The organism is Sphingobium sp. LF-16 (genome assembly GCF_003711185.1).
Lineage (GTDB): Bacteria > Pseudomonadota > Alphaproteobacteria > Sphingomonadales > Sphingomonadaceae > Sphingobium > Sphingobium yanoikuyae_A.
On the sequence record NZ_CP029335.1, the window covers coordinates 3,707,108 to 3,720,783 of the forward strand.

General features: G+C 53.9%; 7 protein-coding genes and 8 pseudogenes. 11 read left to right on the forward strand and 4 right to left on the reverse strand.

From position 1 onward, the window contains the following. Positions 1 to 205: 205 nt before the first annotated feature. The 8 genes and pseudogenes from DIZ22_RS17425 (at position 206) to DIZ22_RS21930 (ending at position 9,285) form a co-directional block, all read left to right on the forward strand. Positions 206 to 1,225: an IS110 family transposase gene (locus DIZ22_RS17425; protein ID WP_122928462.1), complete on the forward strand. Its 1,020-nt coding sequence runs from the start codon at positions 206 to 208 to the stop codon at positions 1,223 to 1,225. A gap of 273 nt (positions 1,226 to 1,498) precedes the next feature. After that, positions 1,499 to 1,630: pseudogene (locus tag DIZ22_RS17430) on the forward strand (IS701 family transposase); the annotation flags it as partial. Continuing rightward, positions 1,624 to 2,271, forward strand: a pseudogene (locus DIZ22_RS17435) (IS3 family transposase); the annotation flags it as partial. The pseudogenes DIZ22_RS17430 and DIZ22_RS17435, both read left to right, overlap by 7 nt. A 40-nt stretch (positions 2,272 to 2,311) precedes the next feature. Further along, positions 2,312 to 2,457: pseudogene (locus tag DIZ22_RS22280) on the forward strand (IS3 family transposase); the annotation flags it as partial. Positions 2,458 to 2,639: 182 nt separating this feature from the next. Further along, on the forward strand, positions 2,640 to 5,390 hold the full coding sequence (locus tag DIZ22_RS17445) for a glycosyltransferase (protein WP_122928464.1): 2,751 nt from the start codon (positions 2,640 to 2,642) through the stop codon (positions 5,388 to 5,390). A gap of 66 nt (positions 5,391 to 5,456) precedes the next feature. Further along, positions 5,457 to 6,464 (forward strand): class I SAM-dependent methyltransferase, encoded by a 1,008-nt coding sequence (locus DIZ22_RS17450; RefSeq protein ID WP_164488911.1) that lies wholly within the window; start codon positions 5,457 to 5,459, stop codon positions 6,462 to 6,464. Between the two features lie 237 nt (positions 6,465 to 6,701). Next, positions 6,702 to 7,566 (forward strand): annotated as a pseudogene (locus tag DIZ22_RS22075) (IS256 family transposase); the annotation flags it as partial. 306 nt (positions 7,567 to 7,872) lie between these two features. Further along, entirely contained in the window at positions 7,873 to 9,285 is a 1,413-nt protein-coding gene (locus DIZ22_RS21930; RefSeq protein WP_164488912.1) for a tetratricopeptide repeat protein, read from the forward strand. 55 nt (positions 9,286 to 9,340) lie between these two features. On the opposite strand, the pseudogene DIZ22_RS17460 reads toward DIZ22_RS21930, so the two are convergent. Next, a pseudogene (locus DIZ22_RS17460) lies at positions 9,341 to 9,457 on the reverse strand (IS3 family transposase); the annotation flags it as partial. Positions 9,458 to 9,551: 94 nt separating this feature from the next. Here DIZ22_RS17460 and DIZ22_RS17465 point away from each other — a divergent pair. Together DIZ22_RS17465 and DIZ22_RS17470 are read left to right on the forward strand one after the other, a co-directional pair. Further along, positions 9,552 to 10,213 (forward strand): annotated as a pseudogene (locus DIZ22_RS17465) (transposase); the annotation flags it as partial. Positions 10,214 to 10,410: 197 nt separating this feature from the next. Continuing rightward, positions 10,411 to 11,076 carry an ABC transporter ATP-binding protein gene (locus tag DIZ22_RS17470; RefSeq protein ID WP_122928850.1) on the forward strand — a complete coding sequence of 222 codons (666 nt, stop codon included), beginning with the start codon at positions 10,411 to 10,413 and terminating at the stop codon, positions 11,074 to 11,076. A gap of 55 nt (positions 11,077 to 11,131) precedes the next feature. On the opposite strand, the pseudogene DIZ22_RS17475 reads toward DIZ22_RS17470, so the two are convergent. Beyond that, positions 11,132 to 11,449, reverse strand: a pseudogene (locus tag DIZ22_RS17475) (transposase); the annotation flags it as partial. Positions 11,450 to 11,601: 152 nt separating this feature from the next. Between DIZ22_RS17475 and DIZ22_RS17480 the strand changes: the two are divergent. Beyond that, a pseudogene (locus DIZ22_RS17480) lies at positions 11,602 to 12,117 on the forward strand (transposase); the annotation flags it as partial. On the opposite strand, the gene DIZ22_RS21935 reads toward DIZ22_RS17480, so the two are convergent. Next, positions 12,090 to 12,326 (reverse strand): hypothetical protein, encoded by a 237-nt coding sequence (locus DIZ22_RS21935; protein ID WP_164488913.1) that lies wholly within the window; start codon positions 12,324 to 12,326, stop codon positions 12,090 to 12,092. The pseudogene DIZ22_RS17480 and the gene DIZ22_RS21935 sit on opposite strands and share 28 nt — an antisense overlap. An 83-nt stretch (positions 12,327 to 12,409) precedes the next feature. Continuing rightward, positions 12,410 to 13,654, reverse strand: coding sequence for a hypothetical protein (locus DIZ22_RS21940; RefSeq protein WP_164488914.1), 1,245 nt, complete (start codon positions 13,652 to 13,654; stop codon positions 12,410 to 12,412). Positions 13,655 to 13,676 lie beyond the last annotated feature (22 nt).

Below are 13,676 nucleotides of genomic sequence, written 5' to 3' on the forward strand. Positions count from 1 at the left end.
CGCCGCACCGACGAAAATCAGCAGATCAGACCCCAAAACCGAGGCTCATACTTCCCTCTTGAGCCTTCAAGCCGCCATCATGCCGAAATCAGACGGTTCTTCGAGATGGGGTGGTTGCCGCCCTCCCCAGACGGCATCGCAATGTGCCAAAAAGTGGTGTTGAGGCCACTGAGCGGAAAGGACGGCAACCGTGACGAACGATACGATGATCGGTGTGGATCTGGCAAAGAATGTTTTCCAGGTTCACGGTGCTTCGGAGACTGGTGCAGTCCTGTTCCGCAAAAAGCTTAGTCGCACTCAGTTTCAGCGGTTTATGGCCCAGCAGGAGCCCTGCGTCGTCGCAATGGAGGCGTGCGGTGGCGCCAATTATTGGGCTCGGGAACTGCAACGGTTAGGGCATTCGGTAAAGCTCATTTCGCCACGGTACGTGAAGCCGTTCATCAAGCGACACAAGAACGATGCCGTCGACGCAGAGGCGATAGTCGAGGCCGCGCAGAGGCCGGGGATGCGTACCGTCGACATCAAGACCGAGCAACAGCAAGCCCGCGCGATCTTATTCCGCACCCGGGAGCAATTCGTCCGGCAGCGCACGGACCTTGTGAACGCTCTTCGCTCTCATATCTACGAATTTGGCCATGTCGTACCTCAGGGCGTCAGCCAGGTCGGACGCCTGGAAGACATCCTGTGCGAGCCGGGGACGGACCTCCCGGCCTTGGTCAGAGAGATGGGCCAAGTCCTACTCGCCCAGATAAAGCAGAAGACCGAAATGATTCAGGCCCTCGACAAACGGATCAGCGCTACGGCCAGTGACAGCGAAGAGGCGCGCCGATTACAGTCGATCCCGGGAGTCGGCCCGATCACCGCGCTGGCAATCGAGGCCTTTGCCCCTGACCTGGCAACGTTCCGTCGAGGTCGAGACTTTGCTGCTTGGTTGGGGCTGGTTCCCAAACAGCATTCGACGGGCGGCAAACAGCGGCTCGGGCGCATGTCGAAGGCTGGGCAGAGCGACATCCGGCGCCTGTTGATCATCGGCGCCATGTCGCGCCTGAACTGGCTCGGCCGAAAGTCGATCAAGGAAGGCTCGTGGCTCGATCGGATCAAAGGACGCAAACCGCGACTGCTCGTCGCGGTGGCTCTCGCCAACAAAATGGCGCGAATGATCTGGGCGATTGCTACCAAGAAAGAGCTCTATAGGGATCCGGAACTGTCTCTGGCTGCGGGCTAATGTAGCAGCAGTGCAAACGGCAGCACCTGATGGACGGGGAGTGTAAGAAGACGACGACCTGCATGGGCAAATGATCGACAAATCTGGGTCAGGAAAACCAGTTGGAGACCACGAGCTTGAAAGCTCGCCTTCGAGATTTGGACCTGGTCCCGCGCACACCATACCGGCCAGCGGCACGCCGCACGAAAAGGCCTGACAGAAGCGCGCGCTCGATCACTCCCCTCGCAGAACAGAATCATCTTGCACTACGGGCGGCAACCACAGAAGGTGTCCAGTTGGCGCAAGGGAACCAAGGGACGGCTGACGGCCTGCTTTGCGGCCATGCGCGTGCGCATTGCCGATGGTGCGTCTCCGCGGATCGACTCTGCCAGGGCCCAGCACATGCCGGGTGAGGAAGCCTGGTTGACGGTGTGAATTGTGGCCTGCATCGCATCGAGCGCCTGATGCGCCGAGAGGGATTGCGCGCCAGACTGCGCCGGCGTGGTCTGCCCAAGGTTCATGGCGAAAAGTCAGTGGTCGCGGCCAACGTGCTGGATCGCCAGTTCGTCGCCGATGCGCCCAACCAAAAGTGGGTGGCAGGCTTCACGTATATCTGGACCGCACAAGGTTGGCTGTATGTCGCGGCGGTCATCGACCTGTTCTCGCGCCGTGTGGTGGGCTGGTCGATGAGCGCGACCATGACGGCTCAACTCTTTGCGGATGCCATGATGATGGCCATCTGGCGCCGAGGCAAACCCAACGCCTTGCTGCATCATTCGGATCAGGGCAGCCAATGTATCAGCGAGCAGTTCCAGCGCCTGATGCGGGGTAATGGCGTGACCTGCTCCATGAGCCGATCGGGCAATTGCTGGGACAATGCGGCGATGGAGAGCTTCTTTTCTTCCCTCAAGACCGAACGGGTCCGAAAGAAGGTGTATCGGTCCCGTGACTAGGCTCGGGCCGATGTGTTCGATTATATCGAGCGCTTCTACAACCCTACCCGCAGGCGCTCGACCCTCAGCTATCTCAGCCCTATCGAATTTGAACGCCAAGCTGGGGTAGCCTGAAAAGCTTATCTCGGTGTCGATCAAACCGGCAGCAGGCCACTTCTCGTCGCTCAAGCGTGAGCGCATCCGGCGCCGCACCTACAAAACACGCAAGGACGCCCGTCAGGACGCGTTTGATTACGTCGAGATGTCGCCCACAAGCAGGTCAGGAACGCTATTCTGTCACCCGTCGAGTTCGAACGGCAGCAGTTTTTGAAAGCGCAGGGCGTCCAGAAATCTAAGGGCTATTCAACCGTATGGAGCGGCGCGGCTGGCGATCATCCTCGGGTAGCCTCCCCCCCCCGGTTTAGGACTGGCTGCTACTCTTAATCTGGTCTAACAACAGCCCATATTGACCGTATTACCTCTAATTTTAAGAGAAAGCTCTAATGCTCCGTCTCGCCTCGCGCTTCAGGAAATTTCACCGGAACCGATCAATTTTTAGGACCGATGGAGACAAGGCCAGAGATAGAAAAGCGTGGTCCGAAGCTGCCACCCACTATAGAAGTCATCTACTGCTGACTCCGCAAGACGGAGCCATTTGGATACAGCTTGGCCACGTCCTCAAAGAGGATGGTCAATGGCAAGACGCGATTGCCGCCTATGAGCAAGCGCGGGAGTTTCTCCCTAGGGATGCCGACCTTCTTTTACACCTAGGTCATGCCTTGCTAGCAACCGGCGATGTCGCCAGTGGCGTGGAACGCCTTCGCGACAGTGCGGCGGGAGGCAATATGCAGGCGGCGCATGATCTGAGCCGCATGGGCCTGACCCATACAGCCAATGGCGACACCACGCCTGCGCCCACCACGAAACAGGGCGCCACCGTCATGGGCAAAGCGCAACAAAAGCTGCTCAATGCGTTATCGAAACGATCCATTGGGTTTCAGGCTATAGAGAGTTCCGACATCCAACTGGTCGATGACGGTCAGCTGAAAACCACATCAAGCGATCCTTGGATCATATTCGACTGGCATGAAGACAGTCGCCCAACCACAGCTGCAGCCCTGTTGACGATAGAAGTGGCGCCGCTGGACCCGGATCAGACGCCCACAGCCCAAATCTATGCAGATATGGGCGACGGCTTCAGCGAGCGGTACAGCACGAATTTTCCACTGTTGGGCAACAATATATCCATTTTGCTGCTTAACCCTTCAGATATTACGAAACTGCGCTTTGACCCCGATCAGGGCAAGAACAAGATCACATTTCCAAAGCTGTCCGTTACCCCTCTCCATAGCATGGCAGAGGTCGAACAGCTGGTGCGGCGGCATGCGCAACCTGAAGCGGATCTGGATCGCCTGTTTTCCCTTGTCGGCGAACTGTATTCTGTGGATGGCATTTGCCCTCAACATCTATCACCTGTAATAGAACTTGATAAAGACATAACGCGTATTGTCGATTTCAGCCATGACTATGCATATTGGCTATCGCAAAATGACATTGTCAGTGACGAAGATTATAATATGATCGAAAAAATGGACAAAGAATTTACTATTCGTCCTGTTTTTTCATTCGTAATGCCAACATATAATACACCGATAAAATTGTTGCGAGAATGCATAGATTCTCTTTTGGCGCAAACTTATGGAAATTTTGAAATTTGCATTGCTGATGACAATTCTTCGAACCATGAAGTTGTAGAATTACTTGAAGAATATGCGCAAAGCGATGATCGTGTAAAATATGTATCGCGCAAACATAATGGCCATATATCAGCATCCAGCAACAGCGCCCTTGATATCTCTACAGGCGATTATGTAGTTTTGGTTGACCATGACGATTTAATACCTGATTATGCTTTATTTATTCTGGCGTATTATATAAATAAGCAGCCGGATGTAGAAATTTTATTCTCTGACGAAGACAAGGTGACTGTCGACGGCCATCGCGTTCAGCCCTATTTCAAGAGCGATTTCAATAAATTCCTGATGTACGGCCATAATATGGTCAGCCATCTGGGGGTGTATCGCCGCGACCTTATTGTCAGAGCGGGCGGTTTCCGCCTGGGACTTGAGGGCAGTCAGGATTATGATCTTCTGCTACGCTGTTATGAATTGACCAGCGCGGACAAGATCCTTCATATTCCGCACATCCTCTATCACTGGCGGATCATTCCTGGATCTACGGCGATGTCTGCTGACCAGAAAAGCTATGCCGTCGTTGCCGCACAACATGCCATTAACGGTCATTTCGAAAGGCAGAATATTCCGCTGCGTTCTATCGACGGTTTTGCGCCGGGATGTACGGCGGTCCGCCCATCCCGCCTGTTCGATACATCCATGTCGATCATCATTCCGACCCGGAATGGGCTGGATATTCTGCAACCCTGCGTGGAATCCATTTTGGATCGCGATCACGACAATGTGGAAATCATCATTGTCGACAATGGGTCGGACGATCCGGAAGCACTGGCCTATTTCGATAAGTTGGCCAAGCGCGACGATGTACGGATTCTCAGCGATCCGGGCGATTTCAATTTTTCACGCATCAACAATATGGCCGCACGTGCAGCCGGTGGCGATATATTATGCTTCCTGAACAATGATACCGAGGTTGTATCCAAGGACTGGATCAACCGTGCGCGCACTTTTTTGAGCATGGATGATGTCGGCATGGTAGGCGCCCGCCTTCTATTCCCGGACGGAACCTTGCAACATTTCGGCATTGCATTGGGCATGGGCGAGCATAGGGTCGCAGGCGTGCCGCATCTGGGCATGGATGCCAGCCTGCCCGGCTATTTTGGAAAGGCACGTCTATTGCAGGAAGTATCGGCAGTGACAGCCGCCTGCATGTTCCTGCGCAAAGCGGATTTCGAAGCGGTTGGAGGATTTAACGAGGCGTTGCGGGTCGCCTATAATGACATCGATCTCTGCCTCAAAATTCGCGCGACCGGAAAAGTCATCCTTGCCGATCCCGACATCACGCTGATCCACAAGGAAAGCCGATCACGCGGCAGCGACAAGCATGGCGCACGCGCCCGCCGTCTGGAAGAAGAAGCGAACTGGATGCGCGAACACTGGGCAAATCAACTGGATCATGACCCTTATTATTCGCCAAATCTGGATCTGAGACGTATCGATTTTGGATATTCGGCCAAGTCACGACAGCCGTGGCCATGGAATAATCATCAATCGAATTAATCCATAAGCATTTATTTTTCCCTGCGACAAAATGGCAGGATGAATTATAAATTGTCAGGAGGCACAATGCTTCGTAATTTCTTCAAGAATTCAGCCAATCGAAATGATGAGGCAGAATCCGCAACCATGCCTACTGCCGTTCGAATGATGGAACCGGTTGTTTCACGCAACAATTTGCGCGAAGCAGATTATCTTGCCGTCAATCTGGATGTCGCGGCCGCGAAAATGAGCGCGAAAGCGCATTTTGACGAATATGGCCATGCAGAAAACCGGATGCAAGCCGCCAATACGCAAACGATCCGTAAAATGCGGGCGGAAAAGCTGGCGCGCGTCAATATGTTGTCGGCTCCTTATGGTGAGGCGAGACAGGATGGCATCCTTGATTTCCTGCCTGATGAAATTCGATCTTCATTCGAAATACCTGAAGCGCCACCAATTGCCGAAAATGATTATGCGATAGATATTATAAAGGAAATAGAGTCTTCTCCTGACAAGTTGTTCTTGGATGTTGGCGCTGGTTTCAGGCATACATACTATCATAACGTCATAAATGCCGAGATTTGGCCATCATTATCTACTGACGTTATGTGCGTTGGCGAGCAATTGCCATTTGCAGACGCGAGTTTCGATCATATTTTCTGCTTGGCGGTGCTGGAACATACGAAACGGCCCTGGGTGGCTGTTCAGGAAATTTTACGCGTGTTGAAACCGGGCGGCCTAGTTCGGATCGATTGGCCGTTCCTTCAGCCATTCCATGGCTATCCCTATCACTTCTTCAATGCCACATCGAAGGGAACCATCAGCCTTTTCGAAGACCAGTGCGAGATCATATCCGCCGACGTGCGGCCATGGCAGCACCCCATCTTTGCGCTGGCGTGGATGATGCAGGAATGGTCGGCAGGCCTGCCCGACGCTTCAAGGCAAAGCTTCCATTCCCTGACTATCGGTGAGATCTTGTCACGGTCGAAACCGGAAATGCTGCATGAGAACTGGTGCTCAGAATTGCCCGCACAGGTCCAAGACATCATTTCGGCAGGGACGACGTTGATAGCCCGCAAACATGCGGATGGTTAGGGGCAAATTTTGCGCCGGCTCCAAGCAAAACTGTCAGGAGCCAGAAAGCGCCGTCAAGTTGCAGTTATCGGTCGGCCGTGGTCGCGTCCCGGGGCGTGGTGCAGGTTCCGACGGTAGCGCTGCTGGACGGACGCGCGCTTTCCATATCGCGCTGTAGCAGCCGGCGAGCAACGCGGGTGGTCACCGTGAGTTTCGGTTAGGTTTGGGTTGCGAAGCTCGAACCTGGAAGGAACCACGATGACCGATTTCATGATGGACCTGCGCACGCTGGTCTGATGCGGATATTTTGCGGGAGATGGTCTCGTTTGCCGCGGAGCGACTGATGGAGATGGAGGTTGGCGGCCTGACGGGCGCCGGACATGGCGAGAAGTCCTCTGCCCGGCTCGTCCAGCGCAACGGCTACCGCGGGCGCGATTGGCAAATCCGCGCGGGCGCGGTCGAACTGCGCATCCCCAAGTCACGCGAGACAGCTTTTCCTGGCTTTCTGGAGCCCGGCCGGATGGCCGGGTGGGCGCTGACGGCAGTTATCCAGGAAACTTATGTTCATGGCATCTCGACCCGTTTAGTGGATGATCTGGTCAAGGCTCTGGGTATGGACGGCATCTCGAAAGCCAGGTCAGCCGTCTATGAGGGGAACTCGACGAGCGTGTGAAGGCCTTTCTCGAGCGACCGATTGAGGGTGGGTGGCCCCGCCTGTGGATCGACGCGATCTATGTCAAAGTCCGTCAGAATGGCCGCATCGTCTCGGTTGTGGTGATCATCGCGGTCGGCCTCAACAGCGATGGCGGCCGCGAGGTTTTGGGCATGGACATGGGCCCGCTTGAGGCCGAACTCTTCTGGATGGCCTTCCTGCGCAAGCTAACGCGCCGGGGCCTGCGCGGGGTGAAGCTGGTCATCTCCGACGTCCACGAAAGGCATCAAGGCGGCGGTGTCTAAGCTGCTGTGCGCCACCTGGCAACGCTGCCGCGTTCACTTCATGCGCAACGCGCTGGCCCATGCCGTCGTGGAAAGCTTCAACGGTCGGTTGCGTGATGAATGCCTCAACACGCGCTGGTTCTTGTCTTTGGACGACGCCAAGGGCAAGATCGAGGCGTGCCGACGGACTTCAGCGAGAGCTGATCTCACACATCCCTGGGGTTCATAACGCCGGCCGAATTTGCTTCATCGGCCGGGATTAACCCCGGCCGATGAAGTGCCGGATCTCTCGTTCTGGCCGGTGGCGAAACTGGGATGGGGCACGGGCATGAAGTAGGAAAGTGATAAATGCGCGCAAAGCTAAAATGCTCTACATGGTATTAGAATCGTATATTCGCATTTCGTATTGAAATTTAATTTTATGATTTTCGTGCCAGTGCATCTGATTAGCCAAATGGCTCAATGACGCTGCCGGAAATTGGGGGGGTGGTTGATGGTCAGCAATTTGGGCGAAAATATTTTCATAGAAGATAAAGTTTATAAGAACGGAATAAGTTATCGCGCCTTGGAATTGCCAGGTTACTTTATCGACTATGTTGCAGGGTCATCTAATAAAAAGAGCCTCGTAATCACATTTGAATCCGGTGGAGATCCGGGGCGGCCACGACCGAATGCCAACCGTGACCCGTGGGGTGGAAAATGGCTGTTGCAGCGCGGGCATCATGTCTTGGGCATCAAGCCAAAGACGGCAGATTGGTATCGTGGAGAGGATTTACATGCTTTCTTTCGATCTGCGGCGCTGAAGCAATTTTTTGATGATTTTGACCAAGTCGCATTATACGGCGGATCGATGGGTGGCTTCGCCGCACTCACGTTCGCCGATGCCATCCCTGGTTCAGTTGTGATTGCTCTAGATCCTCAATCGACCTTGGATAATCGTCTTGTACCATGGGAAACGCGGTTCCCCGAGGGGCGGAAGCAGAATTGGGGCGGCGATTTCAACGATGCGCGTGTTGGTGCTGCGGCTGCAAAAATGGTCTATGTAGCATATGATCCTCTATTCGAACCTGACAGGAAGCATGTCGAGCGTTTAACAGAAGGAAACATCATCCACTTCAAAATGCCTCTGGTTCGGCATGGTGTGGGGATGTTCCTTCAGGATGCAGGATTGCTTTCTCCATTTGCAGAAGGGGCTTTGGCCGGTACTCTCAGTGCTAGTGAATGCTTTAGGCTAGCACGCGGGCGCCGAAACACATCGCGCTATTTTGGAGGAATGGCGATAAAATCCCGATCAACTTTGGTAAAAGAGAGCTGTTTTGAAAAAATAATAAATTTTGATAAAATAATTTTATCAACTCACGATGATCTTAACGAAATAATTCGCTCTATTGGAAACTGGGATTTATTAAATTCAGAAAAATTTCGAAAAGTTATGTATGATTTTGATGATAGGAGGCTCGCATTTTGTTTAAAGGGCGCGGCTGATGCAGGGCATGCTGATCTTGCTTTGGATATATGTCGGATGACTATGGCACGACGTAAGGTAAGTGCATCTTTTCTCTCTCTAGTTGCAGAGTGTTATTGGAAGATAGGTCTTTTGCAAGATGCAGAGGCATATGGTAGGTTGGCATGTCTTAATGCACCAAATAATGGGGGTTTTCATAGAATTCTCGCAAGAATTCTACATTCGGACAAGCGTCCGGAGGAAGCTTGTCAAATATCCAAAATTGCAGTTAATTTAGACGGTAGCAGTTTTTTAGGGTGGTGGGATTTAGCTAAGTTCAGTGAGGAAGCCGGAAATATCGAGGACGCAATAAACGCTGCGGATCGCGCATTTGCGTTGAATCCTAAAGATCGAAGGCCAAATGATCTGTCAAACAAGCTAAAGACGGAAAAAATAAAATAATATTTATCTTTCTACAGAAAGAATTATATCGGAGCTGTGAATAGCCCCTAGTTTTCTAGACGCCTTGAGCCATCACAGCCTGCTGTCGTTCGAACTCGACGGGCGACAGCATCCCGTTCCTGACATGCTTGCGGACAGGATTGTAGAACATCTCGATATAATCGAACACGTCTGACGTGACCCCCGGATTTTCCTCCAAGCTTGATTAGAGTCTGGCCTGATGGAAGGACGGACGAATGAAGCGAGCAAGGTTCACATAAGAGCAGATCATCGGCGTGCTGAAGGAGCAGGAGGCTGGCGCTAAGACTGCCGACCTGGCTCGTCGCCACGGGGTATCGGAAGCGACGATCTACAACTGGAAGGCCAAGTATGGCGGTCTGGAGGTCTCTGAGGCCAAGCGGTTACGGTCGCTGGAGGAGGAGAACGCCAAGCTGAAGCGACTGCTGGCCGAGGCGATGCTTGACAATGCCGGCCTGAAGGATCTTCTCGCAAAAAATTGGTAACGCCCGCTGCCAAGCGAGAGGCGGTCGCTCGTCTCCAGGCGGTTGTGGGGATGAGCGAGCGGCGGGCGTGCCGTGTTATTGGCGCTGACCGGAAGAGTATGCGCTACCGGTCACAGCGGGAAGATGATGCCGACCTTCGAGCGAAGCTGCGTGAGCTTGCGCAGCGGCGCCGCCGGTTTGGCTATCGACGGCTACATATTCTGCTGCGACGTGAGGGCGTGGTGATCAACCGCAAGAAGACGCAGCGGCTCTATAGTGAGGAGAAGCTGGCGGTCCGACGCAGGAGAAACCGGCGGCGTGCCATTGGCGCACGGGCACCGGCTCCCGTGCTGGCGCTACCCAATCAACGGTGGGGCTTGGACTTCGTCCATGATCAGCTGGCGACGGGGCGTCGGTTCCGGGTGCTCAACATCGTCGACGATGTAAGGCGTCCAGAAATCTAGGGGCTATTCAGAGGTTATGCACCGCCTCGACAAATTGGGAGGCTTCACGACGGAACTGAAGTTAGAAACGGCGCCCTGATCCGGATCATTATCATTCAGCCAGATATGGTGACAACGATAAAGTTGGGTTAAGGGGCTGCTTGAAGCATCACGCCCAGCGCGTGAATGAGGAAAAGTCAGTGATCCGTTTCGAAAACGTAAGCAAAACCTATCATGGACGTAAATTCGAAAAAACAGTCTTTTCGGATTTGAATATGACCATCAAAAAGGGTGAATCGATCGGGATTTGTGGCGCTAATGGCGCTGGAAAATCGACGTTGATGAGGTTGATTGCCGGAATTGAGAAGCCCTCTTCCGGTAGGGTTACCAAAGCTATATCGACATCTTGGCCTATTGGTTATGCCAGCGTATTCCAGGCGAGCCTAACCGGAGCAGACAATCTGCGTTTCATCGCAAGAGCGTATAATAAGCCTGTCAACGAACTCATAGATTTTGTTGAAGATTTCGCGCAACTGGGGCCGTTCATGCGGCAGCCTGTCAAAACATATTCTGCAGGGATGTCTGCGCGATTAGCGTTTGGTGCAAGTCTTGCTATTGAATTTGAATGCTATTTGATCGACGAAGTCGCTGGTGCTGGGGACGAGCGCTTTCAAGCGCGCGCCGATGCTGAAATGCGAGCCAGACGTGAAAAAGCCACACTGGTTATGACTTCACATAGCCCTGCTATGCTTCAAGCCTTTTGCGATAGAGGCGCTGTTCTCTATGGTGGCTCTCTCATTTTTTTCGACGATATCAGAGAGGCCTGCGAAGTTCACAGCCGCCTCCAATTTCGAGATTTAAGATAAGCCTTGAATAGCCCTCGGATTTCTGAACGTGACGTGCTCCCCAAAGTTCCTCCACTCATAAGTAGAGTCCGGGGTTATCCTGGTGCCCATCTGGGCGGGGTTGCACAAGCCGCCTGGCAGCATCGGCGGGCGTCAGCCCGCCTATACCGCTATGGGGGCGCACATGGTTATAGTCGTCGCGCCAGTTCCTCAGCACCGAGCGAGCATGGCTGAGTGATGCAAACAGCGTCTCATTGAGGCACTCGTCGCGCAGGCGGCCATTGAAGCTCTCGACATAGCCGTTCTGCTGAGGCTTGCCCGGTGCGATGTAATGCCACTCGATCTGCCGGTCCTGTGCCCAGCGCAGGATCGCCAGGCTGGTCAACTCGGTGCCGTAACACATTGGGAAGCGGCCTGTTGAAGGCCGGATCGCCTTGATGGAGGCAAGGGCGCGTAGCGCCCGCAGACTTCATCAAGGCGGCCATGACCGGCCAGCAGGTCTCTAAAGTGAAGTTGTCGACTTAACCCTTTGGAGACTGACCGATCATGACCAAGCGCAGTTCTACTCCCGCCGACGCCGTGCTGGTAGCCATCGATATGTCCAAGCACCGCCAGGAAGTTTTGCTTGAACGACCGGAGGGCGGCCGCCGGCGCCGGATGACAGTGATGGCGACGAAGGCGGACTATGATCGCCTGGCCGACGATCTGACCATCATTGGCAAGCCCGTGATTGTCGGATTCGAAGCGACTGGCAACTATCACCGCACGCTGGCGCATCGATTGCTGTCCGCCGGGTTTGAGTTGCGCCTGATCTCGTCGGTCGCCTTGGCCCGGACGCGTGAAGCACTGCACAATGGCTGGGACAAGAATGATTCCAAGGACGCGCAGGTGATCCTGCACATGCTGAGGATCGGCGCGACCCAGCGCTATGTCGATCCGCTGGCAGCCGGTATCAACGATCTGCAGGAGATGTCGAAGACGCATGAAGCCATATCGAAGGCGAAGACCCAGACCTGGCATCGGATCCTGACCCATTACCTGCCGCTGTATTTCCCGGAGATCCAACGCGAGCGATCGTGACGGCGTCGGTCGCCGTTGCGGGCGTCGAAATCCGGCACCAGTGCCTTCATTTGCGCGACGGCGGACGCATAGAGCGTTTCGAAGTCCAGCGTTTCGATTATCTCAGGCGCTTGCTGGGGCGACAGATCGACCGCGGTAAAGATTGAATCTGCCATGCGGCCTTGTCGGGGCAGGCGCAGCTTTTGCGCCATGCCCCTTCATTTGGACAGACGGCTATCCAAACGGTCGCCGCCTGTCCGTGGTGCAGAATTGGCCAAGGTGGCCATTCGCTTCCTCAGAATTGTGGCCGCGTTTTCTTGCCAAGCAGCTTATCTGCGACGGACCCAATATCTACAGCGACAGCCCCCGCTTTCTTGAGGGCTAAGGCATATGCCTTGCCCAGAATTCCGCCAGCGACCAGGAACAGGTATCCAGAATAATCCCGATTTGGGATTTCCCGCATTATCTCGGTGAAACGATCTGGAAAGTGCGCGCCCCGAGTAACGAGATCTCCATGAAGGTGCCGGCGAGAAGGCTCGCCTGGGACCGTGATTACTTCTGGCGCCGGTATTCCGAAGCTATTCGCCAAGAAATCGCCCATCTGCGGGTGGCAAGTGAATACTCCAACCCGCTTTGCTGCTTTGATCGCTTCTGAAAGCCCTCCGTTTCTCTCCAGTTCGAAATGCATGGTTTGAATGCAATAGCGCACGTTTGGTGAAGCTAATTTCTGCGCGAGCCGCAGTGCATTGAGGGTGCCGCTATAGCCCCGCAGACTGGCAGAATTGAATTCATGCCTAATCCAGTTACCATCAGGCACACCGATGATGTCTGCTCCGTTTAAATCGTTTCTGATTTGGGTCATCGTTCGGTAGAATTCATCGGCGGCCGGTTTTGATTGTGTGCCGAACCAGATGTCCCAAAAAGTGTTACGATTCTGCTGATACAGCGCGCCGTACTTGGCTTCCTCATCTGACTCCTGGTGTAGCCATGCTCCCTCACCATCGCCAAGCCGCACCATCGCGAACGGGGTTCCACCCGCGAGTGCACCCAAAATTGCTTCCTTCACCTCTCGGACTTTCATGAAGCCCCGCGTCTGTTCTAAAATGAACTCCGCATCTTGAAGCGGAAAGTCACGAACGTAGTGTGCGAACGCGTTTATAGCTGCGAGTGATTTGCAACCGTCTAAATTTTCTGCTCTAGAAAGCTGAAATATAGCGTTAATCTGCTCAGATTGGCCGTCTACAGCGAGATTCGCAACTAGCCTTTCAACCGTTTTCAGCTTTGTTGGCCCTAATGCCAAGGATTTACGGAATTGCGCGATTGCTTGGTCGCGTCGATCACGTTCATATAGTAGCCCAAGTTCGTAAAATGTTTGCCAGTTTTTTGAGTCCAAGACAGTCGCTGCAACCAAAAGAATTTCAGCCGTGGATAAATCCTGAGCATTCCGTCGAGCGACCCCTTCGGCGAGGATTGGGAACGGGTTCGCTTTAAGCCCCTGAAGTGCTGCAACTAGGTCGGCTCCAGAGGCGATACTGTCCATTATGCTAACCTCTTCTCTAACA

Excerpts from the sequence above, each read along its gene's own strand:
- DIZ22_RS17425 (WP_122928462.1), top strand. The coding sequence starts at position 206 with ATGATCGGTGTGGATCTGGCAAAGAATGTTTTCCAGGTTCACGGTGCT.
- DIZ22_RS21940 (WP_164488914.1), bottom strand. The coding sequence starts at position 13,654 with ATGGACAGTATCGCCTCTGGAGCCGACCTAGTTGCAGCACTTCAGGGG.
- DIZ22_RS17450 (WP_164488911.1), top strand. The coding sequence starts at position 5,457 with ATGCTTCGTAATTTCTTCAAGAATTCAGCCAATCGAAATGATGAGGCA.
- DIZ22_RS21930 (WP_164488912.1), top strand. The coding sequence starts at position 7,873 with ATGGTCAGCAATTTGGGCGAAAATATTTTCATAGAAGATAAAGTTTAT.
- DIZ22_RS21935 (WP_164488913.1), bottom strand. The coding sequence starts at position 12,326 with ATGGCGCAAAAGCTGCGCCTGCCCCGACAAGGCCGCATGGCAGATTCA.
- DIZ22_RS17445 (WP_122928464.1), top strand. The coding sequence starts at position 2,640 with ATGCTCCGTCTCGCCTCGCGCTTCAGGAAATTTCACCGGAACCGATCA.